This is a genomic window from Dongia sp., assembly GCF_041910485.1.
Lineage (GTDB): Bacteria > Pseudomonadota > Alphaproteobacteria > Dongiales > Dongiaceae > Dongia.
In genome coordinates, this window is sequence record NZ_JAYRQR010000034.1 from 16,274 (window position 1) to 40,839 (window position 24,566).

Consider the following 24,566-nt stretch of genomic DNA (forward strand, 5'->3'; position numbering starts at 1 on the left):
TTTCAAAGGCAGTTTCGAGATGACCACAATCCGCGTTGGTAAGATCGATATCGCCAATGAGAAGCCGATGGTGATGATCGGCGGCATGAATGTGCTGGAAGACCGTGACACGGCCTTCCGCGTCGCAGAGGCCTTCTGCGATGCGACGAGCAAGCTCGGCATCCCATATATTTTCAAGGCCTCCTACGACAAGGCCAATCGTTCCTCGATCCATTCCTTCCGTGGCCCCGGCATGGAAGAGGGGCTGAAGCTGCTGGGCGACATCAAAAAGCAATTCGGCGTGCCGGTCCTTACCGATGTGCACACCGAAGAGCAGGCAGCGCCTGTGGCGGCGGTTTGCGACATCATTCAAATTCCGGCCTTCCTCGCGCGCCAGACCGATCTCGTCGATGCGATGGCGCGGACCGGGGCGGTCATCAATATCAAGAAGCCGCAATTCCTGTCGCCGCCGCAGATGAAGAACATCGTCGAGAAGATCCGGGAATGCGGCAACGAAAAGATTCTGCTGTGCGAGCGCGGCAGCTGCTTCGGCTATGACAATCTCGTGGTCGACATGCTGGGCTTCCGCACGATGAAGTCGGTGAGCGGCAATCTGCCCATCATCTTCGACGCAACGCATGCCCTGCAGATGCGCGACCCGATGGCCGGGGCCTCCGGTGGTCGCCGGGGCCAGGTGGCGGAACTCGCCCGCGCGGGCCTTGCGGTCGGTATCGCCGGCCTCTTCATCGAGGCCCATCCCGACCCCGACAACGCCAAATGCGACGGCCCCTGCGCGTTGCCGCTCGACAAGCTGCCGGCCTTCCTCGGCCAGATGAAGGCGCTCGACGACCTCATCAAAGGCCTGACGCCGCTCGACATACGCTGAAGACGCGCGGAAATTTTACATCGTCATCCCCGGGCGAAGTCCCGGGGATCCACTGTTGCAGCGGATAGACTGGATCCCCGGGTCAAGCCCGGGGATGACGCATTGGCAGCTGCATACAGCCCGTTGCCCCGTTAAAAGCGGCCCTCTATGATCTTATTAAACAAATGATCAAGGGGAGCATGCGTCATGGATTTCAAGCTGAGTGCCGCCGAGCTCGAGGTACAGGCCCGGGCGCGCGCCTTTACCGAAAATCACCTCTTTCCGAATGAGATCGCCTGCGACGAGCGCAAGCTCAGCAAGGGGAAGCTCGGCGAAATCCGCGAACAGGTGATTGCGCACAAGCTCAACGGCTATATCCACAGCAAGGCGGATGGCGGACAGGGCTACACGCCCATGCAGCAGATCCTGGTCGCCGAGGAGATCGGCAAATCGACCTGCGGCATGTGGACCGTGGTCTGGAAGGCATCGACCCCTTTGCGGCGCGGCACGCCCTGGCAGCGCGAAACATTCCTGCTGCCCTTCAATGCCGGGAAGGGGCGTTCCTGCTTTGCGATCACGGAAGAGGGGGCGGGATCGGACCCGTCGCTGGTGAAGACCAGTGCCGTGAAGCGGAACGGAAAATGGGTCATCAATGGCGAGAAATGGTTCGTGACCTCGGCCGATGCCTCGACCGTGGTCATCGTCCATGCCCATGTCGATGGTGACGCCTCGAAGCCGACGCTTTTCATCGTCGACATGGATGCGCCTGGCGTGAAGATCAAGCGCATCCCGCAATTCATGCATTCCTACCTCTACGAGCACTATGAAATGGTGTTCGACAATGTCGAGGTGGAGGACAATCGCCGCCTCGGCGAGGTGGGTCAGGGTTTCGACCTGACCAAGGAATGGTTCACCGAAACGCGCGTCGAGATTGCGGCGCATTGCCTGGGTGCCGCCATTCGTGCGACCGAAATCGCCAACGACTATGCCGCTGGCCGCGTGCAGTTCGGCAAGCCGATCCGCGATTTCCAGGCGATCGAGTTCATGCTGGCCGACATGGCGGTCGAGATCATGGCAGCGAAATCGTTTCTCTACCGTGTCGGCGCCGAACTCAACGAGGGCATGGACCCCAAGCTGATGCACGCCAAGGCCTCGGCCCTCAAACTCTACAATTCCGAGATGGCCGGCCGCGTCGTCGACAAGGCGCTGCAGATCTTAGGGGGCCGCGGCTATATGCGCGAGAACCCGGTCGAGCGCCTCTATCGCGACGTGCGCGTCGACCGCATCTGGGAAGGCACCTCCGAAATCCAGCGCGTCATCATCGCCGGACAGATCAAGAAGCGGGGCCTTGGGATTTATACGGGCTGGGCGGGGTAGTTTACTTCTTCCTGTCATCCCCCGCGAAGGCGGGGGATCCACGAGTTACTTTCTTCAGTCTCGCAGAAACTCGTGGATGGTCCGCCTGCGCGGACCATGACAGCTAAGATGCTGGACTAAAGCCGCGCCAGTGCCCGGTCCAGTGCGGCGACGGCGATGTCGGCATGTTCTTTCTTGAACACGATCGGCGGGCGGATCTTCAGGATGTTGCCGAGGATGCCTTCGCTGCCGATGAGGACGCCTTCATCGCGCATGAGGTTGGTGATCCGCTTGGTCTCGGCCGCAGCGGGCGCCAGGGTCTTGCGGTCGGTGACGAGCTCGACGCCGAGAGCAAGCCCGGTGCCGCGCACATCGCCGATGAGGCTGTGCTTGGCCATCAAGCCCTTGATCCCGGCTTTGAGATAGTCACCGACGACGCGTGCATTCTCGATCAGCCCCTCGCGCTCGATCACGTCGAGCACGGCGAGACCGGCGGCGCAGGAGACGTTGTTGCCGCCGAAAGTGGAGAAGAAGGAATATTCCTTCAGGAACGCCTCCATGATCTCGGGCGTGGTAATGACAACGCCGAGCGGGTGACCGTTGCCGGCCGGCTTCCCTATGGTGACGATGTCGGGCACTACGCCGTGATGCGTGTGGCCCCACATGTGGGTCCCCATGCGGCCGAAGCCGGACTGCACTTCGTCGCCGATGCACAGGCCGCCGGCAGCGCGGACGCGTTTGAAGACCTCCGCCACATAGTTCGGAACCGGCTCCAGCACGCCGTTGGTCATCAGGGCGGAATCGATCATGAAGGCAGCCGTCTTGAGCCCGGCCGCGTCGAGCGAGGCGATCGCCTTGTCGGCATCCGCCGCGTAAAGGCGGCCCATATCATTGGTGCCGTGGCGGTATTGGCCGCGATAGCCGTCGGGCGGCGTCAGCGTCCGCATGTGCGGCGGCACCTTGTTGGCGTGATTGCCGCTGGGCGAGAAGGCGTCGATCGCCTCGGTGATACCGTGATAGGCGAAATCCATCGTGATACCGCCGGCATGGCCGGTATAGGTCTTCGCCATGCGCCAGGCGATGTCGTTCGCCTCCGAACCTGAATTGACGAAGGCGCAGACCTTGAGCTTGCCGGGAAGGGTCGCCGTCAGACGCTCGCTATAGTCCAGTACCTGTTCGCCGAGATAGCGGGTGTTGGTGTTGAGGGTACGGATCTGGCGGGTGAGGGCCGCGACCACATGCGGGTGGCAATGACCGACATGCGGCACATTGTTGTAGCAATCGAGGAAGCGCCGGCCCGTCGCATCGGTGAGCCAGACACCTTCGCCCTTCACCATATGGAGCGGCGGATCGTAGAAGACATAGAGCTTCGAGCCCATCGTCGCCTTGCGCCGGGCGATGAGCGTGGCGACATCGGCGCCGGGCTGGGCGACGGGGAAGCCGCAGGCACGGCGCAAGCGATCGGTGAATGCGGCGCGGCCGATCTTTTCGAGTGCCAGGCAATTGTCGATCGCATGCTCGCCATACTCGGCCATGTAATTGGGCTCGTCTGGCGTCTCATGGGCGCGGATCGCGTTGGTGAGCGGCGTTATCAGCAGGCGCGCACTGATGAGATCGAAAAGGAGCGCGATCTCGTCTTCCTCAAGCGGCGTCACCTGATGATAGGCCTCGACGATGGCTTCCGGCACGATGGCAAGGCGCGCGGGGTCGAGGGCGAAATCGGCAATGGCGTTGGCGACATCGAAGACGAGCGGGCCGTGAATCATGTCGCCGAAATCGATGATGCCGGCGATGCCAGCATCGTCGAGGATGAGGTTATGTTCATGAACGTCGGCATGGACCAATTGCGCCCGCATCCCTTCAAGGCGCGACAGTACATCATCTTGCAGATGATTGAGGATGTCGGCAGCGATGCGGCGGTGTTCCGGCCTTTGCAACAGACCGACATGCGGCAGCAGGCGCGGTGCCATCCGCACATCCCACAGCAATTCGCGGTTTCCCGCTGCAGGATGGAAGTAACCGCGCATGGCGCGACCGAGCCGCGCCACCACCCCGCCGATGTCGCGATAGAGGGCGGCGGTCTGATCGCCGGTGCCGGCGATGCGGCCGTCGAGATAGGAGAGGACATAGAAGATGTGCGAGGCGCCATCTTCTGCCGTGATGCGCACAGTGGTGGCACCGTCGCGGGTGAGGCGGACCCGTGGCACCGGCAGGGTGGGATCGACACGCGAGATGTGCCGCAAGGTCTCGATCTGGCAATCGATGATGGCGGGATCTTCGGCGACGTTGGCGACCTTCAGAACCCAGGCCGCGCCACCCGCTTCACGCAGGCGCAAATTCTGGTCGCGCTCGCTGTAAAGCGGCGTTACCTCGCCTTCGAGATTGAAATGTTGTCGGGCAAGTCGCTCCACCAGTGACGTATCAAGGCGTGGTGCGTTGGTGCGCAGGAACTTCATGGTGAGCTACTCCCCTTCTGGCGCCGCAAGGTAAGGGGTGGCGCTCGACCGCGTCAATCTGCGGCAATGGGGGAGGGGGTGGGATCAAAGCGCATGGCGCACGGCGCGGTCAGAGACACTTGTCCATCAGGCCGGCCAATGCCTCGGCTGCGTTGTCGTAGGTGTAGCTCCCGCGCCAGTTGATCGAGCTGATTCCCATTTCAAGCTGATGGCTGGCACTGATCTCGTCGAAGAGGCGGGCGAGCGTCAGCTGCTGGCTGAGATCGTTCGCCTCGAACCACAATTCCACATCCTTGGCGCGGAGAGTCAGGCTGTCCCGCGCCCCGTCGATGACGATGTTGAGCGAGTAGCGCTGCTCGTCGCGCACCAGCGTGTGGAAGATGGGCATCTTCATGGCGATGCCGCCGACATATTTGTTGTCGACCTTGCGGCAGAAGAAGCCGAAGAGATCGGCGACGCCGGATTGCATGTTGGCATAGTCGATATTTCTGGCCGAACCGCGCACCCACTCGCCGGCCTGCTGGGCAGAGGCCGGTGTCGCGAGGCAGAGACAGACCAAGGCGGCGAGGCTAAGGCTGCGCGCGCGGATCATGGGCGGTCTCCTTGGCGACGTCGAGAAAGGCTTTCACCAGCGGCGTGCCGCGCCGGTCGGCAAGGCAAGCCACGAACTCGGTCGATTTGATGCGCGGGCCCTCGAACTCAAGCGCCTTCAGCCGCATATCGTCACCGAATTCCGACCGGGCGACGATGCCGATGCCAAGGCCCGCTGCGACACCCTCGCGGATCGCTTCGCGGCTGCCGATTTCGAGGATCTCGCCGGTCTGGATGCCGGCCTTGGCGATGGCGGCGTCGAAGGCGCGGCGCGTGGTGGAGGCAGGCTCGCGCAGGACCAGGCGACGGCCGGCCAGTTCCTCGAGTTTGATCTTCCGTTTCCGCGCCCAAGGATGGGCCCGGTCGACGAAGGCGATGAGGTAATCCTCCTGGAACGGGAAGGCGTGGAGCTTGGAATCGCCGCCGATATCGGCCGCGATCACGACGTCGAAGCGCTGGTCGATGAGATCGGCCTTGAGGCCCAGCGAATTGCCGATCGACATGGACAGGCGCACATTGGGATAGCGCCGGTTGAAGGCGGCGAGGAACGGGATCGAATGATAGGGCGCATCGGCGCCGATGCGGAGATGGCCGCGTTTCAGCCCCTTGGCGGCGGTGAGAACCTGCTCGGCCTCTGCCTCCAGCCCGAAGAGCCGCCAGGTGATGTCGAGGAGGTTCCGGCCGATATCGGTAAGCTCGATCTTGCGCTTGCGTCGATCGAACAGGCGAACCCCGAATTGCTCCTCTAACCCTTTGACCTGGCCCGATAAAGTCGGTTGGGTAACATTGAGGGTGCGGGCCGCTTTGGTGAAGCTGCCTTCGGTCGCCACGGCATGAAAGGCCCTGAGGGCCGAGTGACTTATCGATGTCATCTATAGATCGGATCGTATATAGCGATTGGACTTATGGTAGGGGCCAGCGCATGTTCCTGCAACATGAATCGGCGATGCTCTCGCCCACCGTTCCTCAAGGATGAAATCCATGGCGCAAGATCCCTGGCTGTTGACCCCCGGTCCGCTCACGACGTCGATGACCGTCAAGCAATCCATGCTGCACGATTGGGGCTCGCGCGATGCCGGCTTCATCGCCGTCAACGATCGCATGCGTCAGCGCCTGGTTGCCATGATCGGCGGCGAGGGTGTCTTCAGCACGGTGCCGATGCAGGGCAGCGGCACCTTCGCCGTCGAAGCGATGATCGGCACCTTCATCGGGCCGAAGGACAAGCTCCTCATCCTCATCAACGGCGCCTATGGCAAGCGCATGGAAAAGATCTGCCACGTCGCCAAGCGCGCTTGCACGACGCTGGAATGGGCCGAGGATATGCCGGTCGATCCCAATCTGGTGAAGTTGGCCTTGGCGCGCGATCCGGCGATCACCCATGTCGCCGTCGTGCATTGCGAGACGACCTCAGGCGTGCTCAACCCGGTTGCCGAGGTGGCGCAGGTCGTGGCTGATGCCGGCAAGAAGCTCCTGATCGACGCAATGAGCGCCTTCGGTGCGATCGAACTCGACAGCCGCAAGGTGCCGTTCGATGCCGTCGCTGCGTCGTCGAACAAGTGTATCGAAGGTGTGCCGGGCCTCGGCTTCGTGCTTTGCCGCGTCTCGGCACTGCAGCAGACGCAAGGGAATGCCCATGCGCTGACACTCGACCTGTTCGATCAGTGGCAGAATATCGAAAAGACCAAGCAATACCGCTTCACGCCGCCGATCCATTGCATCGTCGCTTTCGATCAGGCCCTCAATGAGCATGAGGCCGAGGGTGGCGTCGCCGGCCGTGGTGCGCGCTACCGCAACAATTGCAAGATCCTGGTCGATGGCATGCGGCGCCTTGGTTTCGAAACCCTGCTGCCGGATCATCTGCAGGCACCCATCATCGTCACTTTCCACATGCCGTCCGATGCCAACTTCCAGTTCCAGACCTTTTACGACAAGCTGAAGGACCGGAACTTCGTGATCTATCCCGGCAAGCTGACGGTCGCCGATTCCTTCCGCATCGGCTGCATCGGCCGTCTTGGCGAAACCGAGATGAAGGCTTTCCTCGGCGTCGTCACGGACGTGCTGAAGGAGATGAATGTCAGCAGCGGCGCCCCGGCCCGCAAGGCAGCGGAGTGACCCCGATGAAGAATGTCAGCGTCAACGGCAAGACCTATGCGGCGCCACAAGAACCGATCGTCATCGTCTGTGTCGATGGTTGCGAGCCGGACTATCTAAAGGAAGCGATCAGCGCGGGCGTCATGCCCTGGCTGAAGAACGCCGTCGCGCAAGGCGCTGATCTCATCGGCGATTGCGTGGTGCCGAGCTTCACCAACCCGAACAATCTTTCCATCGTCACCGGCGCGCCGCCCTCGGTCCACGGCATCTGCGGCAACTACCTCTATGACCGCGAAAGCGGGCAGGAGGTGATGATGAACGATCCGAAATTCCTGCGCGCCGACACGATCCTCGCAGCCTTTGCGCGGGAAGGGGCCAAAGTGGCCGTCGTCACCGCCAAGGACAAGCTGCGCCTCCTCCTCGGCAAGGGCATGAAGGGGATCTGTTTCTCGGCCGAGAAGGCCGACCAGACGACCAAGGCCGAACATGGCATCGACAATGCGCTGGCCTTCGTCGGCAAGCCGCTGCCCTCGGTCTACAGTGCGGATCTCTCCGAATTCGTCTTCGCCGCCGGCGTCAAGCTGATGCAGGCCGAGCAGCCCGACATCATGTACCTGTCGACGACTGATTACATCCAGCACAAGCACGCGCCGGGCACCAAGGTCGCCAACGATTTCTATGCCATGATGGACCGCTATCTCGGCGAGATCGAAGCGATGGGCGCCACCATCGTGCTCACCGCCGATCACGGGATGAACGACAAGCACGGTGCCGACGGCAAGCCGCAGGTGATCTACCTGCAGGACGTGCTCGATGGATGGCTGGGTGCCGCCGCCGCGCGCGTCATCCTGCCGATCACTGATCCCTATGTGGTGCATCACGGCGCGCTCGGTTCGTTTGCCACCGTCTATCTGCCGGACAATGCCGACAAGAAGGATATCATCGCACGTCTGGCGCAGCTGCCGGGGATGGAACTCGTCGTCGACCGGGCAGAGGGCTGCCGCCGGTTCGAGCTTCCGGAAGATCGCGTCGGCGATATCATCGCCATCTCGGCCAAGAACCATGCGCTGGGAACCTCGGTCTCGCGGCACGATCTCAGCGGTCTCACCGTGCCGCTCCGGAGCCACGGCGGCATGACCGAGCAGCAGGTTCCCGTCATCGTGAACCGCAAGCTGAAGGCTCTTCCTGCCGGCTATCGTCTGCGCAATTTCAGCGCCTTCGATCTCGCTTGCAATTATGCCATTCCCGCGGCCCTGCCGCAGAAGAAAGCGATCTGAGGAAACGTGTCATGGGTATCCTGCGCAAAGAGAAGATGCGGACGGTCAATTCGTCGACGGCCGGCGACCGCCATTTCGAAGTCTTCAATCCTTATACAAATGAAGTGATCGGCACCTGTCCGAAGGCTAGCCTGGATGACATCGCCAGCGCGTTCCGGACCGCGAAGAATTACAAGGCAACCTTGAGCCGCGCCGACCGCAGCCAGATCCTGCGCAAGACGGCGGAAATCCTGGTCAGCCGCCGCCAAGAAATTGCCGAGCTCATCACGGCGGAATCAGGTCTTTGCCTCAAGGATACGCTCTACGAAGTCGGCCGCGCCTATGACGTCTTTCATCTGGCATCGACCATCGTCATCAAGGATGACGGGGAAATCTTCTCTTGCGATATCACCCCGCACGGCAAGAAGCGCCGCATCTACACGCAGCGCGACCCGCTCCTCAATGCCATTTCCGCCATCACGCCGTTCAATCATCCGCTCAACCAGGTGGCCCACAAGGTGGCGCCCTCGATTGCCACGAACAATCGCATGGTTCTGAAGCCCAGCGAAAAGACGCCGCTCACCGCCCTGGTGCTGGCCGATGTGCTTTACGAGGCCGGTCTGCCAAAGGAAATGTTTCAGGTCGTCACGGGCGACCCGCGCGAAATCGCGGACTCGTTGCTGACAGATCCCAATGTCGATCTCATCACCTTCACGGGTGGTGTCTCGGTCGGCAAGTACATCTCGGCCCATATGGGCTATCGCCGAGCGGTGCTGGAACTCGGCGGCAACGATCCGCTGATCGTGATGGAAGACGCCGATATCGAAGAAGCGGCGACGCTTGCCGTTGCCGGCTCCTACAAGAATTCCGGCCAGCGCTGCACCGCTGTGAAGCGCATGATCGTGGTCGAGAGCGTCGCCGACCGCTTCGTCGAGCTGCTGCTCGAGAAGACGAAGAAGATCAAATATGGCGATCCGATGGATCCGGAGACGGACATGGGCACCGTCATCGACGAGGCCTCGGCCCGTTATTGCGAGGACAAGGTCAACGATGCCGTCGCTCACGGCGCCAAGCTGCTCTATGGCAACATCCGCAAAGGCGCGCTCTATTCGCCGACCGTCGTCGATCACGTGCCGTTCGATTGCGATCTCGTGCGCGTCGAAACCTTCGGGCCGGTGTCGCCGGTTATCCGCGTGAAGAATATCGACGAGGCTATCCGCGTTTCCAATTCGACCGCCTATGGCCTGTCATCCGGCGTCTGCACCAATCGCCTCGATTACATCACGCGCTTCGTGAAGGATCTTGAGGTCGGCACGGTCAATGTGCGCGAGGTGCCGGGCTATCGCATCGAAATGTCGCCCTTCGGCGGCATCAAGGATTCCGGCCTCGGCTACAAAGAAGGCGTCATTGAGGCAATGAAGTGCTTCACGAACGTGAAGACTTATTCCTTGCCTTGGTAAGTCCGATGGCGGGCGTGTTGGCCTCCGAGACCAGCCAGTTCTTGAAGGCCAGCACTTTCCGCTGTTCGCTGCTGCGCCGGCGATGGACCACCCAGTAGCCGGCCTTCGTGTCGAGCTTCAAGGTGAAGGGGGCGACCAGTCTGCCGTCGGCCAGTTCCCGCTGGATGAGGGGTGAGCGGCCGAGGGCGACGCCTTTCCCCGCGAGCGCCAGTTGAATGGCCATGATCGACTGGTCGACGGCGATGCGATGTTTCATCCAATCAACCGAGACCTTGGCGGCGCGCAACCAGTCGGACCAACCTTGCGGATATCCGGGAACGTCGATGAGGTCGTAGCGGTGCAGATCCTTGGCGCTTTTGAGGGGCGGCTTCCGGCGCAGCAATTTCGGATGGCAGACGGGAAAGATGAACTCGTCTACCAATTTCTCTGCGGCGACATCGGGCCAGTCACCCGTGCCGTAGCGGATCTCGATCTCGGCCGTCGACCGGGTGCTTTCAATGGGTTCGGCGGTTGCCGAGACCTGCACGGCGAGACCGGGATGAAGCTGGCGAAAGCCGTCGAGGCGGTTCATCAGCCACTGGCTGCCGAACGAGGTCGTCACCTTGACCTGCAGCGATTGCTGCCGTCGTGCGGGGAGGGAATCGTCGATCGCCTCATGCAGCAGGTTGAGAGCATTGCCGAGCTTCGGGGCCATCAAGGCGCCGCCCGGCGTCAATGCCAGGCGGCGGTTGGCGCGGGTGAAGAGCGGCCGTCCGAGATAGGCCTCAAGTGCCGCGATCTGCTGGCTGACGGCCGAGGCGCTGACGTTGAGCTCGGCAGCGGCGCGGGTCATGCTGAGATGTCGTGCGGTCGCCTCGAAAGCGCGCAGCCAAGGAAAGGGGGGAGGTGCCGGTCTTGTCACGATATCTTAATCTTAAGTGGCACTTAACGATACGCCAAGCTAGGCTCATTTGTCGCAGGTCGCAAGCTCGGTCATCATCACCGGGATCCATTGGTTCCGAGAGGCAGACATGATCGCCAATATCACGCACACGGCCACCAGCTTGACGGTTTCGTGGAAAACCGGTGGCGCCGCCACTTTTCCGGCCATCTGGCTGCGCGACAATTGCCGCTGCGCCAAGTGCCGCCATCCCGGCAACGGGCAGCGCCTCTATGAGATCACCGATCTGCCGAGCGACCTCAAGATCGCTTCGGTCGAGACGCGTGGCGACGGCGCGCTGATCGTCAGCTGGGCGCCGGAGGGGCATTCGTCCACCTTCACGGCCGACTGGCTGCAGGCGCACAATCTCTCGCCGTCCGCGCGAAAGGCACGAAAGCCAAAGCCCACACTTTGGGACAAGACGCTCGGCGCAGATATGCCGGTGGGCGATTGGCGTCAGATGATTGCCAACCCGGCCGCTGAGCTAGCGTTTATCGACGCCTATCACGCGCATGGCTTCGGCCTGATCCGTCATTCGCCGGTGGAAGCGGAGACGGTGCTGAAGATCGGCAATCGGCTGGGCTTTGTGCGCGTGACCAATTACGGCGCCTTCTTCGACGTCGTTTCCGTGCCCAATCCCACCAACCTTGCCTATACGCCGATCGGGCTCGGGGTTCATTCCGACAATCCCTATCGCGATCCGACACCGGGTGTGCAGCTTCTCCATTGCCTGATTTCGGATGCGCCGGGTGGCGACACCTTGCTGGTGGACGGGTTCAAGGCCGCGACGATCTTGCGCGATGAGGACCCGGCCGCCTTCGATCTGCTGACCCGCGTCCCGGTCAATTTCCGCTTCCGTTCCGACAATGCGGACCTCAATGCCCGGCAGACACTGATCACGGTCGATGAAGATGGCGACATCGTGGGCGTCCATTTCAACAACCGCTCGCTCGATTGGCTGGATGCGCCGGCCGACATTGTGGAACCTTGGTTTGCGGCCTATCGCAAATTTGCCGACGTTCTGCATCGGGCGGAAGGCGAGTTGATTTTCAAGCTGGAGCCGGGCGACTGTGTCGTGATGCAGAATGACCGGGCGCTGCATGGTCGGACTGCCTTCGATCCGTCACGCGGCCGTCGCCATTTGCAGGGATGCTACGTAGACAGAGATGGCATCGACAGCCGGGCGCGCGTCCTGCGCCGGCAACTCGCGGACAACAAGGGAGCAGCAGCATGAACACGATGCGCGCCATTCGCGCAGCCTTCGACAAGCGTGGGCAACAGAGCTATGGGGAAGGCGTCAACCAGCTCGATCATGCGCTGCAATGCGGCTATTGCGCCGAGCGGGACGGGGCGCCGGCGTCACAGATCGTGGCCTCTCTGCTCCACGATATCGGGCATATGCTGCATGATCTGCCGGAAGACATTGCCGACCAAGGTGTCGACACGGTGCATGAAAGCCTGGGTTCGGCCTGGCTGTCACAGCATTTCGGGCCGGAAGTATCCGAACCGGTGCGCCTCCATGTTGCCGCCAAGCGCTATCTCGCGACCAAGGAGAAGGGCTATTACGACCTTCTTTCCGAAGCGTCGATCCAGTCGCTGAAACTCCAGGGCGGCCTGATGTCAGAGGATGAGGTGAAGGCTTTCGAAAACGAGCCTTACTTCAAGGAAGGCATCCAGCTGCGCCGCTGGGACGATGAAGGAAAGATCGCCGGCTGGGAGGTGCCCGATCTGGGGCATTTCGAGCCGTTCATAGATGGATGCAGACGCGACTAAGGCGCTCTCAGGCAGCGGCCCTGCCGCAATTGGGGCAGAGGCCCTGAAGCTCGATGGTGAGGCGGCTGACGGTGAAGCCCGCAGCCGCTGCACTTTTGCTGACGGCACTTGAGATGCCGGAATCCTGAATTTCCACTGCCGACCCGCATTTGGTGCAGATCAGGAACTGGCTGACATGCCGGTCTTCCGGGTGATCGCAGCCGATGAAGGCATTGAGGCTCTCCAGCTTGTGGATGAGGCCTTGCTCCATCAGAAAATCGAGGGCGCGGTAGACCGTGGGCGGGGCGGCACCACGATCGCCCTCCCGCAGATGGTCGAGGATCGCATAGGCGCCGACCGGCTGGTGGCTGTTCCAGACCAATTCGAGGACTTTGCGGCGGAGCGGCGTCAAGCGCACGCCGCGTTCCTGGCACAGGAGTTCAGCGCGAGACAGAGCCTCGGTCTGGCAATGCGCGTGATCATGGGGCGCGGTCGCGCGGTTGGCGGATTTGTCCATTGATTCAAAGCCCAAGCAGCGATTCCGAGCTATTATAGCGACTTTGGCTGCTTCGGTCCTCCTGTTAAAATATCTCATGCTAGTGTGAATAATAATTTCACAGTGTAAAAACCCATTGACGGTCCGGCGAGACGCTATATATCGAGGTGAAAGGCGCGCAGATTAAGACCTGTGCAAAACCCATTGTATTTGTGTGAATAGGCCGGCGATGCAGGCGTTCCCCATCTTCATGCGTCTGGAAAATCGACGGGTTCTTGTCGTTGGAGCGGGTGCTGCAGCGGAAGCCAAGCGCCGCTTGCTGCAGGCCGCGGGTGCTGTTGTGACGCTGGTCGCGTGGGCCGATTTTTCGGCGGACCGCGTTGGTGAGAATGTGCTGGTGATCGGCGCCACGGGTGAGGCTGATGCGGATGCAGCCATCTCGGCGGTGGCGCGATCGGCTGGTGTTCCCGTCAACGTGGTCGACCGGCCGGATCTTTCCGATTTCATCATGCCGGCGATCGTGGACCGTGGCGACATCGTCGTGGCGATTTCGACCAACGGCGCTTCGCCGGTTCTGGCGCAACGCGTGCGTGCCGCCGTCGAGGCTGCCTTGCCGCATGGTATCGAGAAGCTGGTGCGCTTTGCCGCGCGCTTCCGCAGCGCCGTCCATGCACGCATCGCCGACCATGACGGAAGGCGCCACTTCTGGGCCGGCTTCTTCGAGGGCCCGATCGCCAAGGCGCTGCTCGCAGGTCGCGAGCGCGATGCCGCCCGTGAAGTGATCCGCGCCATCAACGGCGACATGCGCCGCGAACCAGCGCGGTTTGTGGAACTGGTCATCGATGCCACCGACCCGGATCTGCTGACGCTCGGTGCCCTGCGGGCGCTGCAGCAGGCGGACCTCGTTCTATTCGATCAGAGCGTCGCCTCCGAGATCGTCGACCTCGCGCGCCGCGATGCCGAACGGGCGCCGTGGATCGGTCAGGAAATTCCAACGGATAGGCATGTCGTGCGTCTCAGGGCGCAGCGGCCGGCCGCTTTTGCAAAGGTGAGCCAATGACCCAGCCAACCAACCAGATGGTGACGGCGCAGTGGCTGTTGGGTGGCGAGTCCATCTATTGGACGGTCGCTGAAGCCTGGTCGGAATCCTTTGCCGACGGAGCTGTGTTCGCGACACAGGCGGAAGCTGATGCGGCACTCGCCAAGGCGCAGGCTTATGTCGCGCAGCGGATCGTCGTTGGCCCGTACCTGATCGAGGTTGAGGTTGATACCGCGGGCCCGCGCCCGACCTCGGCGCGCGAGCGCATTCGTGCCGCGCACAATGCGACATTCCCCATCGATCACGGGTCGTGGACGGCCCGCATTTCAGCTAGCCATTCCGACTGAGGGGAAGCGATGTATCGCTACGACCAATTCGACGCCACTTTCGTTCGCGAACGCACCGAGCAGTTCCGCGGCCAGGTGGCACGCCGCCTTGCAGGCGAGCTCACCGAAGAAGAATTTCGGCCGCTGCGCCTCAAGAACGGCCTCTATCTGCAACTTCACGCCTATATGCTGCGCGTCGCCATTCCCTATGGCGAACTGTCCTCGAAGCAGATGCGCAAGCTCGCCTTCATTGCGCGCCGCTATGACAAGGGGTATGGCCATTTCACCACGCGCCAGAACATCCAGTACAATTGGCCGCGCCTCGATGACGTACCTGAGGTGCTGAAGCACCTCGCTGAGGTCGAGATGCATGCCATCCAGACCAGCGGCAACTGTATCCGCAACGTGACCGCCGATCATCTGGCCGGCGTTGCCGCCGACGAGATCGAGGACCCGCGCGTCTGGGGCGAGATCATCCGCCAATGGTCGACGCTGCATCCGGAATTCAGCTATCTGCCGCGCAAATTCAAGATCGCGGTGATTGCCTCCGAGCATGACCGCGCCGCACTCCGCACCCATGATATCGGCCTGAAGATCGTCAAGAACGACAAGGGTGAGGTCGGTTTCGCCTTCTATACCGGCGGCGGACAGGGGCGTACCCCGATCATCGGTCCGCTCGCCAAGGCCTTCGTCGCGAAGGAGGATCTGCTCTCCTATCTCGATGCGACCTTGCGCGTCTACAACATGCACGGCCGTCGCGACAATATTTACAAGGCCCGCATCAAGATCCTGGTCCAGGCGCTTGGCGTCGAGGAATTCACTCGTCAGGTCGACGAGGAATGGCTGCGCATCAAGGACAGCGTCCTGAAGCTCCCCGATGCGGAGGTGGCGCGCATCCGCGCCTATTTCGCAGCGCCCGCTTATGAGAAGCTGCCGGCCTTCGTGCCGGAGCTCGAGGCTCAGAAGAAGAGCGATCCTGAATTTGCCCGCTGGGTCCGCGCCAACACCGACCCGCACAAGGTCGACGGCTATGCTGCCGTGACGGTGTCGCTGAAGCCGGTCGGTGCAGCGCCGGGGGACATCACCGCCGACCAGATGGATGTGGTGGCGGACCTTGCCGACGATTACAGCTTCGGCGAGGTGCGTGCGACCCATCGGCAGAATCTGGTGCTGCCACATGTGCGCAAGCAGGATCTCCATGCGCTCTGGCAGCGCCTTGCGGCAGTGAAGCTTGCCGAGCCCAATATCGGTTTCGTCAGCGATATCATCGCCTGCCCGGGCCTCGACTATTGCAATCTCGCCAATGCGCGCTCGGTGCCGGTGGCGCAGCGCATTTCGCGCCGCTTCAGCGACCCGCAGCGTTTGGCCGATATCGGCGAACTGCGCCTCAATATCTCGGGCTGCATCAATGCCTGCGGGCATCACCATGTCGGCCATATCGGCATCCTCGGCGTCGACAAGAAGGGCGAGGAGTTCTACCAGGTGACGCTGGGTGGCTCGTCGGCCGAGGACATTTCCATCGGCAAGATCCTTGGCCCGGCTTTCTCGTATGACCAGATCACCGATGCGATCGAGACGGTGATCGATATCTATATCGATCTGCGCACCGACAAATCGGAACGCTTCATCGATACCTATCGCCGTGTCGGCATCGAACCCTTCAAGGAGAAGGTCTATGACAGTCTTAAAGAACGGCGTAGCGCAGCCGAATGAGTGGGTTCGGGTCGCCGACGACGCGGCCCTGCCGGACGGCGCCAAGGTGATCGTATCGCTTGAGCGCTGGCAGAACGAGCGCGACGCCTTGCGTGGCCGCAACGCAGCGATCGGCGTCAGCCTGAAGAGCGACCAGTCGCCGCTGCTCATCGCCGACGACCTCGATCAATTGTCGTTGGTGGCGCTTGAATTTCCGAAATTCACCGATGGCCGCGCTTTTTCCTATGCGCGCGTTCTGCGGGACCGGTTGAAGTACCGCGGTGAAATCCGCGCCTTCGGTCAGGTCCTGCGCGACCAGTATCTCTTCATGCTTCGCTGCGGCATCGACACAATCGAACCGCCGGCCGAGAAGCGCGTCGAAGGCTATGCCGAAGCCTTGAGAGAATTCTCGGTCTTCTACCAGCCGACGGGCGACCAACGCCGGACGGCGATCAGCTTGCGGCATTCTCCGGAATCAGCCGCCGCCTAAGATGCACAAAAAAGAGGCCCGCGTTTCCAGGAGGAACGCGGGCCTTCTTCATTCGCCGGAAATTTAGAACTTGTAGCCGATACCCATACCGAAGATCCAGGGATCGACATCGACATCCGCCTTGACGCCGCCATTGTTGATGTTGACATCGGTATCCAGGAACAGGCGCTTCACGTCGGCGTTGACGTACCAATGATCGTCCAGCCGATAATCGGCGCCGATCTGCAGGGCCCAGCCGATGCTGTTCTCGTAATCGACATCCTTGGCGATGCTGTTCTTGGCTTCATCGACGGCATAGAAGATCGTGTAGTTGATGCCGGCGCCGACATAGGGGCTGAAGCGCGACTTGGGGAAGAAGTGATACTGCGCCAACAGGGTCGGCGGCAGCAGCCAGACGTCACCGAGATCGACATCGCCCGCAGAGGTGCCCTTCGCTGACACGTTGTGGTGCGTCGTCGAGGCAATCAGTTCGACCGCGATGTTGTCGGTGAAGAAGTAGGTGAAATCCACTTCCGGCATGCCGGTGTTGCTGAGCTCGGTATCGCCACCGATCGGGTCGATATCGGCATTGTCGCGCGGAATGACACCGATGCCACGCAAGCGGATCATAAAGTCGCCGGCGCTCTTGCCGGGCTCAGGGGCGATTTCCTCCTGGGCGGCGGCAATATCGGCGAAGAAGAGGCTACCCGCGACGGCGAGGCCAGCGAGCAAGAGGTTTTTCTTTTTCATCTTTCATCATCCCCATGAAGTCGAAGTGAGCGCGGTAGACTCACTACCAAGCTCATGGAGAAAATGCCCGATATGTCAGCCATATGTCAGCTTGGCAGAATGCCGCGTGACAGGTTGGCACATTCGTATTTCTACGTATTAGGGGAAGAGATTTCCGGTGCCGGCATCGCCTGTTTGGCCGCCGCCGAGAGTCTTATAGAGCGCTAGGGCACGCGCGCGGGCCTTGGCGTGATCGACGATCGGCAATGGATAGGTTTTTCCAAGGATAATGCCGGCTTTGGACAGTTCGGTCGACGGTGCGGTCGCTGGCGCGTGGATGAGAGTGCTTGGCAATTGCGCCAGTTCCGGCAGCCACTTCCGTACATAGGTTCCTTGCGGATCGAACTTTTCGCTCTGCGTCGTCGGGTTGAAGATTCTGAAATAGGGGGCGGCGTCCGCACCGCATCCTGCGACCCATTGCCAGTTGCCGGCATTCTGCGCGAGATCGGCATCGACCAACGTATCCCAGAACCATTTTTCGCCTTCACGCCAGTCGATCAGGAGGTCCTTGATCAGGAACGAAGCCGTGATCATGCGCACGCGGTTATGCATCCATCCCGTGGCAAAAAGCTCGCGCATTCCGGCGTCGACGATCGGGAACCCGGTCTGCCCGCGACACCAGGCCGTGAAGTCCGCCCCGGGGTTTTGGAAAGGGAAGCCATCGAACTGCCGGTTCCAATTGTCGACCGGCAGGCGCGGATAGTGATAGAGCAGATGGGAATTGAAATCGCGCCAGCCGAGTTCGCGTAGAAAGGCGTTTTGCGCCGTATCGCTGCCGCCGAGGCGCCGCCAGATCTCATGGACGCTGATTTCGCCCCAGGCAAGATGCGGGCTGAGGCGCGACGTGCCATCGATTCCGGGCAGGTCGCGCTGTGCCGCGTAGGTCGCGACCTTCTGGGGCAATGCGTCAAGGCGCACCAGCGCAGACGCTTCGCCCGGCTTCCAGTTGTCGTTCATGCCGGCGGCCCAAGTGGCAGCGACGGCAAAATCGGTGAGGTCGGCAGAAGAGGGCCAAGTCGCAGGTGCCGGCAATTTCGACGGCGTCGCGACGGGCTGGGGAGGGCGATAGCTTTCAGCCAGTCGCCGCCAGAAGGGTGTGAACACCCGGAACGGGTCGCCTTTCAGCGTCTTCAGGGCCCAGGGCTCATGGAGACGATTGCCATTGCTTTCGATCACCTCGAGCCCGACCGACCGGAAATGGGTCACGATCTCGGCATCTGCGTTGAGACCGCGCGGCTCAAAGCGGCGATTGAAGCTCAGCCTCACCGCACCTGTCTCCCGCACGAGGTCAGTCAGCGCTGGCAAGGCCGGTCCCTGGCGCAGGATCAGGCGCGAGCCGATCCGTTGGAGCGATCGACCCAAGGCCTCAAGACTGCGCCCGCGCCACCAGCGCGCGGCACCGCCCAGCTTCGGCTCATCGTCGATGTAGATGGGAATGACCGGGCTGCCGGCAGCGATGGCCGCGCCAAGCGCCGGATTGTCGTGCAGGCGCAGGTCCCGGCGCAGCCAGAGGAGGGTGGGGGCGGTGGATTTGGGCATCGGTCTGCGCGTATATCTTGCTCTTGCCGGTACAAGCGGCCGATCCTGGAATCCTGGACCGGAAGCAAGGTCGAGATTAGGGTGCCGGAATCCGTTTTGCCATAGGTCAAAGGTCCACCATGCCCAACGCGAATGCTCCGCTGGCCGTTATCTGCGCCATGGCGGAGGAAAAGGCCGCCTTGCGGGAGCATATGACCGCTATCGAGACACGCGATCTGCTCGGCCGGTCGGTGACGCTGGGGGCGCTCGAAGGTCACGACGTCGTCGTTGCCGAAAGCGGCGTGGGAAAGGTTGCCTCCGCTGTGACGGCAGCGTTGCTGGCGCGGGAATTCGGTTGCCGTGGCCTGGTGGTCAGTGGGGTAGCCGGGGGTCTCGACCCAAGTTTGCACATCGGCGATACCATCATCGCTCATTCCCTGGTGCAGCATGATTACGGTCATCTGCACGATGCGGCGCTGACGCCCTTCCGGCCGGGTGTGCCGCCGCTCGGCCCCAATCGAAAGGATATCGCCTTTGACCTTTCGCCCGAGATGGTCGAGCGGTTGCGCCGCGTGGCGGCAGCGATCCAATTGCCGGACTTGCCGGGCGATATCGTGGCGCCAGAATCCCAAAGCGCGCATGACAGGCCGGAAGGATTGCCGCGCCGTGTGCTGATGGGGCGCATTCTCTCCGGCGACCAGTTCATCAACAGCGAGGCGGCGCGGCGCCGGCTGCACCAGGAGTTCGAGGCCCAGGCGGTCGAGATGGAAGGTGCGGCGGTGGCGCAGGTCGGTGCCCTGCTGGGGTTGCCGGTCGTCGTGGTCCGTTGTCTCAGCGATCTGGCGGGCGCCGAGAGTCATCTGGATTTCCCGCGCTTTGTCGATGCGGTGGCCCCCGGCGCCGCCCTGGTGCTGCGCCACATTATCCGCGAGCTTTGACGTGCCTGGTGGGCCCGGACTTTTCGCCAGTGCGGCCATCTTTCTGACGGCTTTGGCCTGCGGAATTGTCGCCAATCTGCAGATGCGCCGGCCCTATGAGCGCCGCATTCACGGTGTCCCGTGGTTTGCCATTCAGTTCGTTGCCGTCGTGATCTGTTTCACCTTGATCCTGCACATGGCCAGCCTCATCACCGGCCATGAGTTCAAGGGACGCGCGCCTTACTGACCCAAGGCGGCACGCAGGCGTTCTGCCTCGGCACGGGCGGATGCTTCGTCGAACGGCTTTGGCGGGTTCACGCCCCAGATCGGCCGCGGCCAGGCCGGATCGCCGGTAAAGCGGGCTATGATATGGATGTGCAGTTGCGGGACGGCATTGCCGAGTGCCGCGACGTTCAGCTTGTGGGCACTGGTCAGGTCGCGCAAGGCCGTGCTGGTGCGGGAAATCTCACGCATCAAGGTCAGTTGGTCATCTTCGGACAGATCGATGATCTCCCGCAAGGCGTTCCGTCGCGGCACCAGAATCAGCCAGGGATAGGTTTGGTCGTTCATCCGCAGGATGCGGCACAGCGGCCAATCCGCGACCAGGAAAGTGTCTGCTGACAATTGGGGGTGCAGCGTGAATGTGGCGTCGCTCACATTTGGTCTCCTCGGGCGGCGGATGATCAGTCTCGGCCTTGTCACCGAATCCGGAACTGGGGCAAGTTATCACGGATTTGGAGCCCGCAGGTGAAGCGCTCATGAAACCCGTCCACATTGCCCTGGCGCTGCTGGTGGCAGCCCTCTGGGGCATCAATTTCGTTGCCATCAAGATCGGCCTCAAGGACTTCCCGCCTTTCTTGCTGTCCGCGCTGCGCTTCGTCGCCGTGGCCCTGCCCATGCTGTTCGTGGTCGGTCGCCCCTGTGTCAGCTGGAAGTGGATTCTGTCGATCGGCCTTGTCTTCGGAATCGTCAAATTCGGTCTGCTGTTTCTGGGCATGGATCTCGGCATGCCGGCCGGCCTCTCGTCGCTGGCGCTGCAGGCGCAGGCTTTGTTCACCGTGGTATTTGCGGCACTCCTGCTGGGTGAGCGGCTGCGCCCGACCCAGATGTTCGGCATCGGCCTCGCCGCCCTTGGTCTGGTGCTGATTGGCGTCGAGCGCGCCCAGGAAACGACATTGGTCGGTCTGGTGTTGGTTCTCGCCGCGGCCTGCGCCTGGGGCTATGCGAACATTCTGATGAAGCAGGCCAAGGCTCCCAACATGCTCAACCTCATCGTCTGGGTGGCCGTCGTCCCGCCGCTGCCGATGCTGGCCTTGTCCTGGGCCTTCGAAGGATCCGATCGCATCGTTGCCACAATCGCCGGCCTCAATTGGAGCGGCATTTTGGCGGTTCTCTACATCGCCTGGGCGTCGACGATCGTCGGTTTCTCGCTCTGGGTCTATCTGCTGCGGCTCTATTCCGCCAGTGTCGTGGCGCCATTCTCGCTGATGGTGCCGGTCTTCGGCATTGCCGCCTCGGCGCTCATTCTGGGTGAGGGGCTCTCTGTGCTGGAGATCGTTGCCGGAGCGCTGACTTTGGCCGGTCTGCTTTGCGTCGTGAAGGCGCCCAAACCATTGTCACAGGTTGCCAGCAATGCTGCTCGCTCTTAGACCCGTCGCCTCGCTTCTTTTCGGTGCCGGCCTCCTCGTTCTGGGGACCGGTCTCATCGGCATCCTGCTGCCGGTCCGGATGGGGATCGAGAAAGTCTCGGCCGATATTTCCGGCCTGGTCATGTCGGCCTATTACCTGGGGTTCATGCTGGGCAGCGTGCTGGGGCAAGGCATCATCCGGCGGGTCGGGCATATCCGCGCCTTCGCTGCTTTTGCCGCCTTGGCGACAGCGACCTCGCTGGTGCATGCGCTTTTCTTCGATGTGGCCCTTTGGGGTATCATGCGCGCGCTGACGGGCTTCTGTCTCGCCGCCCTCTACGCCACGATCGAAAGCTGGCTGAACGTCAAGACCAGCAATGAGGGACGCGGGCAGGTTCTCTCGATCTATCTGGTGACGACCTATCTCGCGACCCTGGTCGGCCAGTTGCTGATCAACGCGCTCGAAATTGAAGGGCTCGGTCTTTTCTGCCTTGGCGCGCTGTTGATGTCGCTGTCGCTGGTTCCGGTGGTCCTCACCCGGGTCGCCGGCCCGGAACTTGCCAACGTCAAGCGCTTGGGGCTGCGCGTGCTCTATAAGGCGTCGCCCTTGGGCGTCGTGGCGACCTGGGGTGCCGGCATGCTGTCCGGTGCCTTCTACGCGCTCGGTGCCATCTATGCCGGCAGCCTCAATCTCGACGTCTTTCAGATATCGCTGTTCATGGGCGTGCCGATTTTCGGCGGCTTCGTCCTGCAATGGCCGATCGGCCGGCTGTCGGACCGGTACGACCGCCGTACCGTGCTGCTGGGCGTGCTGACCGTCTGTGTCGTCTCCAGCATGGTCCTCAGCTATTTCAGCTTCAGCGGCGCTGCGTTGACGCCCTTGCTGGTGGCCGTCGTTTTTCTGGGTGGTGCCTTGGCGACCATCTATCCGATCGCCGTCGCTCAGGCCTATGACTATGTCGACCGCGCCGACATGGTGAGCGCCTCTGGTGGGCTGCTGCTGGTCTGGGCCATTGGCGGTACGGTGGGGCCGTTGGTTGCGTCTTTCTTCATGGGACGGTTCGGGCCTTCGGCCCTGTTTGTCTATCTGACGGTGGTTGCCGGCGCGATTGCAGCCTTCACCCTCTACCGCATGCTGGCGCGCCAAGCGCGGCCGTCTGCCGAACAGACGAACTTCGTTTCCATGCAGACGACCTCGGCAATTGCCAACGCACTCGATCCGCGAACCGATCCGCTGCCGGAATTCTATTACAATGACGAGGATCCGGGCGACCGCTGACGGCCGCCCGGATTTGATTTTACCGCTGCTGGGTCTGCCAGTTCGGATGCACCCAGACCGGCGCATTGGCGGGCGGCAGAGGCTCCTTGCCCAGGATCATGTCGCTGCACTTTTCCGCCATCATGATGGTCGGCGCGTTGAGATTGCCGCTGACGATCGACGGCATGATCGAGGCATCGACCACGCGAAGGCCTTCAAGGCCATGCACACGCGCCTGAGGATCGACCACGGCCATTTCGTCCGTCCCCATCTTGCACGAACATGACGGATGATAGGCGCTGTCGCCGCGCCGCCGGATGAAGGCGTCGATTTCAGCATCCGTTTTCACCGCGTCGCCGGGATTGATTTCCGGGCCGCGGAATTGATCGAAAGCCTTCTGCGCGAAGATCTCGCGCGTCAGCTTCACCGCATCGCGGAACTCGCGCCGGTCGTTCTCGGTTTGCAGATAGAAGGGCTGGATGCGCGGATGATCCTTCGGATTGCTCGATTTCAATTTGATCCAGCCACGCGCTTCCTGGCGCATATTGCCGATATGGACCTGATAGGCATGTGTCGTGCCGTTGACGCGGCCATGGTCGTTGACCGTCGACGGCAGGAAGTGGAATTGCAGGTTCGGATGTTCGATACCGGCCTTCGAGCGGATGAAGCCACCGGCCTCCAGCTGTGCTGAGGCGCAGACGCCCTGATGGTCCATGAACCAGCGCATGCCAGCGAGCGCCATCGGCACCGGCTTGGTATAGGTATAGAGGGTGATCGGCTTGGTGCATTGCTGCTGGATGTACATCTCCAGATGTTCCTGCAGGTTCTCGCCGACGCCCGGCAGATGGTGCTTCACCGAAACGCCCACCTCGCGCAGATGATCAGCCGGCCCGATGCCGGACAGCATCAGCAATTGTGGGGAGTTGATGGCACCGCCCGCGCAGATGACTTCGCGTTCGGCCCGGTAGCGCTTGATCTGACCGTTCTGCTCGAACTCCACACCGACCGCGCGCTGGCCTTCCAGAATGATGCGGCTGGTGAGGGCGCGGGTTTCAACCGTGACATTCGTGCGCTTCTCGGCCGGTCGCAGGAAGGCTTGTGCTGCCGACCAGCGGCGGCCTTTCTTGATCGTCATGTCCATCCGGCCAAAGCCTTCCTGGCGATAGCCGTTCATATCCTCAGTATAGGCATAGCCGGCCTGCTGCGCCGCCTCGATGAATGCCTCGAACAAAGGGTTCTGCTGGTTGCCGGTATGGACGTTCAAGGGACCGTGGTCGCCATGATAGGCGTCGCCGCCCTTTTCGCGGCTTTCGGCGCGTTTGAAATAGGGCAGGATCTCTTGGTACGACCAGCCGGGGCAGTTCTCCTTGAACGCCCAGCGGTCGTAATCGAGCGCATGGCCGCGGATATAGACCATCGCATTCAGTGACGAGGATCCACCCAGCACGCGCCCGCGCGGCCAGTACATGACGCGGTTGTCCATATAGGGCTGCGGTTCGGTATGGTAGTACCAATTGTACCGGTCGTGGCACAGATTATACATCAGCGCCGCCGGCATATGAATCTGCCAGTTCCACCAATGGTCCTTGGGACCGGCTTCCAGCACGCAGACCTTGATGCTGCTGTCTGCGCTGAGGCGGTTGGTCAGCACGCAACCGGCCGAACCGGCGCCGACAATGACATAATCGAAGGTCGCATCGAATTTCATG

General features: G+C 61.9%; 24 protein-coding genes. 15 read left to right on the forward strand and 9 right to left on the reverse strand.

What is annotated here, in order from left to right; genetic code table 11:
• The first annotated feature begins 19 nt into the window (after positions 1-19).
• Both kdsA and ACE3PP_RS10170 read left to right on the forward strand, forming a co-directional pair.
• A complete protein-coding gene (kdsA, locus tag ACE3PP_RS10165; protein ID WP_374381436.1) occupies positions 20-865 on the forward strand; it encodes a 3-deoxy-8-phosphooctulonate synthase in 846 nt (281 codons plus the stop codon).
• 186 nt (positions 866-1,051) lie between these two features.
• A complete protein-coding gene (locus tag ACE3PP_RS10170) occupies positions 1,052-2,221 on the forward strand; it encodes an acyl-CoA dehydrogenase family protein (RefSeq protein ID WP_374381439.1) in 1,170 nt (389 codons plus the stop codon).
• Positions 2,222-2,337: 116 nt separating this feature from the next.
• On the opposite strand, the gene ACE3PP_RS10175 is transcribed toward ACE3PP_RS10170, so the two are convergent.
• From ACE3PP_RS10175 to ACE3PP_RS10185, 3 genes are all read right to left on the reverse strand, one after another.
• Positions 2,338-4,656 (reverse strand): aminotransferase class III-fold pyridoxal phosphate-dependent enzyme, encoded by a 2,319-nt coding sequence (locus ACE3PP_RS10175; protein WP_374381442.1) that lies wholly within the window; start codon positions 4,654-4,656, stop codon positions 2,338-2,340.
• A 109-nt stretch (positions 4,657-4,765) separates the two neighbouring features.
• Positions 4,766-5,248, reverse strand: a complete 483-nt coding sequence (locus ACE3PP_RS10180; protein WP_374381445.1) for a hypothetical protein — start codon at positions 5,246-5,248, stop codon at positions 4,766-4,768.
• The gene (locus tag ACE3PP_RS10185; protein WP_374381448.1) at positions 5,226-6,119 is read right to left on the reverse strand and encodes a LysR substrate-binding domain-containing protein; all 894 of its coding nucleotides are present in this window, start codon (positions 6,117-6,119) and stop codon (positions 5,226-5,228) included. Before ACE3PP_RS10185 ends, ACE3PP_RS10180 begins: the two co-directional genes overlap by 23 nt.
• Positions 6,120-6,228: 109 nt before the next feature.
• Between ACE3PP_RS10185 and ACE3PP_RS10190 the strand changes: the two genes are divergently transcribed.
• Genes ACE3PP_RS10190 through phnY form a run of 3 tightly spaced genes read left to right on the forward strand, consistent with a single transcriptional unit; the run spans position 6,229 to position 10,054 of the window.
• Complete coding sequence (locus ACE3PP_RS10190) at positions 6,229-7,359, forward strand: 2-aminoethylphosphonate--pyruvate transaminase (RefSeq protein ID WP_374381451.1); 1,131 nt, start codon at positions 6,229-6,231, stop codon at positions 7,357-7,359.
• 5 nt (positions 7,360-7,364) lie between these two features.
• Positions 7,365-8,615: a phosphonoacetate hydrolase gene (phnA, locus tag ACE3PP_RS10195; RefSeq protein WP_374381454.1), complete on the forward strand. Its 1,251-nt coding sequence runs from the start codon at positions 7,365-7,367 to the stop codon at positions 8,613-8,615.
• A gap of 11 nt (positions 8,616-8,626) precedes the next feature.
• Positions 8,627-10,054 carry a phosphonoacetaldehyde dehydrogenase gene (phnY, locus tag ACE3PP_RS10200; protein WP_374381457.1) on the forward strand — a complete coding sequence of 476 codons (1,428 nt, stop codon included), beginning with the start codon at positions 8,627-8,629 and terminating at the stop codon, positions 10,052-10,054.
• Here the strand turns inward: phnY and ACE3PP_RS10205 are convergent.
• Positions 10,020-10,955 (reverse strand): LysR substrate-binding domain-containing protein, encoded by a 936-nt coding sequence (locus ACE3PP_RS10205; protein ID WP_374381460.1) that lies wholly within the window; start codon positions 10,953-10,955, stop codon positions 10,020-10,022. The two genes, phnY and ACE3PP_RS10205, sit on opposite strands and share 35 nt — an antisense overlap.
• A gap of 109 nt (positions 10,956-11,064) precedes the next feature.
• Here ACE3PP_RS10205 and ACE3PP_RS10210 point away from each other — a divergent pair, with 109 nt between their 5' ends.
• Together ACE3PP_RS10210 and ACE3PP_RS10215 are read left to right on the forward strand one after the other, a co-directional pair.
• Positions 11,065-12,207 (forward strand): TauD/TfdA family dioxygenase, encoded by a 1,143-nt coding sequence (locus ACE3PP_RS10210; RefSeq protein WP_374381463.1) that lies wholly within the window; start codon positions 11,065-11,067, stop codon positions 12,205-12,207.
• Positions 12,204-12,746, forward strand: a complete 543-nt coding sequence (locus ACE3PP_RS10215; protein ID WP_374381466.1) for an HD domain-containing protein — start codon at positions 12,204-12,206, stop codon at positions 12,744-12,746. The genes ACE3PP_RS10210 and ACE3PP_RS10215 overlap by 4 nt, the downstream gene beginning before the upstream one ends.
• A gap of 7 nt (positions 12,747-12,753) precedes the next feature.
• Here ACE3PP_RS10215 and ACE3PP_RS10220 read toward each other — a convergent pair whose 3' ends face one another.
• Complete coding sequence (locus ACE3PP_RS10220) at positions 12,754-13,242, reverse strand: transcriptional repressor (RefSeq protein WP_374381469.1); 489 nt, start codon at positions 13,240-13,242, stop codon at positions 12,754-12,756.
• 208 nt (positions 13,243-13,450) lie between these two features.
• On the opposite strand from ACE3PP_RS10220, the gene ACE3PP_RS10225 reads away from it, so the two are divergent.
• The 4 genes from ACE3PP_RS10225 to ACE3PP_RS10240 are packed head-to-tail and all read left to right on the forward strand — an operon-like array spanning position 13,451 to position 16,768.
• Complete coding sequence (locus ACE3PP_RS10225) at positions 13,451-14,281, forward strand: NAD(P)-dependent oxidoreductase (protein WP_374381472.1); 831 nt, start codon at positions 13,451-13,453, stop codon at positions 14,279-14,281.
• Positions 14,278-14,607 (forward strand): DUF2849 domain-containing protein, encoded by a 330-nt coding sequence (locus ACE3PP_RS10230; protein ID WP_374381475.1) that lies wholly within the window; start codon positions 14,278-14,280, stop codon positions 14,605-14,607. Before ACE3PP_RS10225 ends, ACE3PP_RS10230 begins: the two co-directional genes overlap by 4 nt.
• Positions 14,608-14,616: 9 nt before the next feature.
• The gene (locus ACE3PP_RS10235) at positions 14,617-16,299 is read left to right on the forward strand and encodes a nitrite/sulfite reductase (protein WP_374381478.1); all 1,683 of its coding nucleotides are present in this window, start codon (positions 14,617-14,619) and stop codon (positions 16,297-16,299) included.
• The gene (locus ACE3PP_RS10240) at positions 16,262-16,768 is read left to right on the forward strand and encodes a DUF934 domain-containing protein (protein ID WP_374381481.1); all 507 of its coding nucleotides are present in this window, start codon (positions 16,262-16,264) and stop codon (positions 16,766-16,768) included. Before ACE3PP_RS10235 ends, ACE3PP_RS10240 begins: the two co-directional genes overlap by 38 nt.
• Positions 16,769-16,831: 63 nt before the next feature.
• On the opposite strand, the gene ACE3PP_RS10245 is transcribed toward ACE3PP_RS10240, so the two are convergent.
• Positions 16,832-17,497: an OmpW family protein gene (locus tag ACE3PP_RS10245; protein ID WP_374381483.1), complete on the reverse strand. Its 666-nt coding sequence runs from the start codon at positions 17,495-17,497 to the stop codon at positions 16,832-16,834.
• A 138-nt stretch (positions 17,498-17,635) separates the two neighbouring features.
• Complete coding sequence (locus tag ACE3PP_RS10250; RefSeq protein ID WP_374381486.1) at positions 17,636-19,075, reverse strand: deoxyribodipyrimidine photo-lyase; 1,440 nt, start codon at positions 19,073-19,075, stop codon at positions 17,636-17,638.
• Positions 19,076-19,194: 119 nt separating this feature from the next.
• Here ACE3PP_RS10250 and ACE3PP_RS10255 point away from each other — a divergent pair, with 119 nt between their 5' ends.
• Positions 19,195-19,992, forward strand: coding sequence for a 5'-methylthioadenosine/adenosylhomocysteine nucleosidase (locus ACE3PP_RS10255; protein WP_374381489.1), 798 nt, complete (start codon positions 19,195-19,197; stop codon positions 19,990-19,992).
• A gap of 1 nt (position 19,993) precedes the next feature.
• Entirely contained in the window at positions 19,994-20,218 is a 225-nt protein-coding gene (locus ACE3PP_RS10260; RefSeq protein WP_374381492.1) for a hypothetical protein, read from the forward strand.
• Here the strand turns inward: ACE3PP_RS10260 and ACE3PP_RS10265 are convergent.
• On the reverse strand, positions 20,212-20,628 hold the full coding sequence (locus ACE3PP_RS10265; protein ID WP_374381495.1) for an HIT domain-containing protein: 417 nt from the start codon (positions 20,626-20,628) through the stop codon (positions 20,212-20,214). The two genes, ACE3PP_RS10260 and ACE3PP_RS10265, sit on opposite strands and share 7 nt — an antisense overlap.
• Positions 20,629-20,729: 101 nt before the next feature.
• Here ACE3PP_RS10265 and ACE3PP_RS10270 point away from each other — a divergent pair, with 101 nt between their 5' ends.
• Both ACE3PP_RS10270 and ACE3PP_RS10275 read left to right on the forward strand, forming a co-directional pair.
• Positions 20,730-21,620 carry an EamA family transporter gene (locus tag ACE3PP_RS10270; protein ID WP_374381498.1) on the forward strand — a complete coding sequence of 297 codons (891 nt, stop codon included), beginning with the start codon at positions 20,730-20,732 and terminating at the stop codon, positions 21,618-21,620.
• Positions 21,604-22,878 (forward strand): MFS transporter, encoded by a 1,275-nt coding sequence (locus ACE3PP_RS10275; RefSeq protein ID WP_374381501.1) that lies wholly within the window; start codon positions 21,604-21,606, stop codon positions 22,876-22,878. Before ACE3PP_RS10270 ends, ACE3PP_RS10275 begins: the two co-directional genes overlap by 17 nt.
• 19 nt (positions 22,879-22,897) lie before the next feature.
• Here the strand turns inward: ACE3PP_RS10275 and betA are convergent, their stop codons facing one another.
• Positions 22,898-24,565, reverse strand: coding sequence for a choline dehydrogenase (betA, locus tag ACE3PP_RS10280; RefSeq protein ID WP_374381504.1), 1,668 nt, complete (start codon positions 24,563-24,565; stop codon positions 22,898-22,900).
• Position 24,566: the final 1 nt, after the last annotated feature.

Bases quoted from the DNA above. Each gene is read 5' to 3' on its own strand.
- kdsA (WP_374381436.1), top strand. From the start codon at position 20: ATGACCACAATCCGCGTTGGTAAGATCGATATCGCCAATGAGAAGCCG.
- ACE3PP_RS10170 (WP_374381439.1), top strand. From the start codon at position 1,052: ATGGATTTCAAGCTGAGTGCCGCCGAGCTCGAGGTACAGGCCCGGGCG.
- ACE3PP_RS10175 (WP_374381442.1), bottom strand. From the start codon at position 4,656: ATGAAGTTCCTGCGCACCAACGCACCACGCCTTGATACGTCACTGGTG.
- ACE3PP_RS10180 (WP_374381445.1), bottom strand. From the start codon at position 5,248: ATGATCCGCGCGCGCAGCCTTAGCCTCGCCGCCTTGGTCTGTCTCTGC.
- ACE3PP_RS10185 (WP_374381448.1), bottom strand. From the start codon at position 6,119: ATGACATCGATAAGTCACTCGGCCCTCAGGGCCTTTCATGCCGTGGCG.
- ACE3PP_RS10190 (WP_374381451.1), top strand. From the start codon at position 6,229: ATGGCGCAAGATCCCTGGCTGTTGACCCCCGGTCCGCTCACGACGTCG.
- phnA (WP_374381454.1), top strand. From the start codon at position 7,365: ATGAAGAATGTCAGCGTCAACGGCAAGACCTATGCGGCGCCACAAGAA.
- phnY (WP_374381457.1), top strand. From the start codon at position 8,627: ATGGGTATCCTGCGCAAAGAGAAGATGCGGACGGTCAATTCGTCGACG.
- ACE3PP_RS10210 (WP_374381463.1), top strand. From the start codon at position 11,065: ATGATCGCCAATATCACGCACACGGCCACCAGCTTGACGGTTTCGTGG.
- ACE3PP_RS10215 (WP_374381466.1), top strand. From the start codon at position 12,204: ATGAACACGATGCGCGCCATTCGCGCAGCCTTCGACAAGCGTGGGCAA.
- ACE3PP_RS10220 (WP_374381469.1), bottom strand. From the start codon at position 13,242: ATGGACAAATCCGCCAACCGCGCGACCGCGCCCCATGATCACGCGCAT.
- ACE3PP_RS10225 (WP_374381472.1), top strand. From the start codon at position 13,451: ATGCAGGCGTTCCCCATCTTCATGCGTCTGGAAAATCGACGGGTTCTT.
- ACE3PP_RS10230 (WP_374381475.1), top strand. From the start codon at position 14,278: ATGACCCAGCCAACCAACCAGATGGTGACGGCGCAGTGGCTGTTGGGT.
- ACE3PP_RS10235 (WP_374381478.1), top strand. From the start codon at position 14,617: ATGTATCGCTACGACCAATTCGACGCCACTTTCGTTCGCGAACGCACC.
- ACE3PP_RS10240 (WP_374381481.1), top strand. From the start codon at position 16,262: ATGACAGTCTTAAAGAACGGCGTAGCGCAGCCGAATGAGTGGGTTCGG.
- ACE3PP_RS10245 (WP_374381483.1), bottom strand. From the start codon at position 17,497: ATGAAAAAGAAAAACCTCTTGCTCGCTGGCCTCGCCGTCGCGGGTAGC.
- ACE3PP_RS10250 (WP_374381486.1), bottom strand. From the start codon at position 19,075: ATGCCCAAATCCACCGCCCCCACCCTCCTCTGGCTGCGCCGGGACCTG.
- ACE3PP_RS10255 (WP_374381489.1), top strand. From the start codon at position 19,195: ATGCCCAACGCGAATGCTCCGCTGGCCGTTATCTGCGCCATGGCGGAG.
- ACE3PP_RS10270 (WP_374381498.1), top strand. From the start codon at position 20,730: ATGAAACCCGTCCACATTGCCCTGGCGCTGCTGGTGGCAGCCCTCTGG.
- ACE3PP_RS10275 (WP_374381501.1), top strand. From the start codon at position 21,604: ATGCTGCTCGCTCTTAGACCCGTCGCCTCGCTTCTTTTCGGTGCCGGC.
- betA (WP_374381504.1), bottom strand. From the start codon at position 24,565: ATGAAATTCGATGCGACCTTCGATTATGTCATTGTCGGCGCCGGTTCG.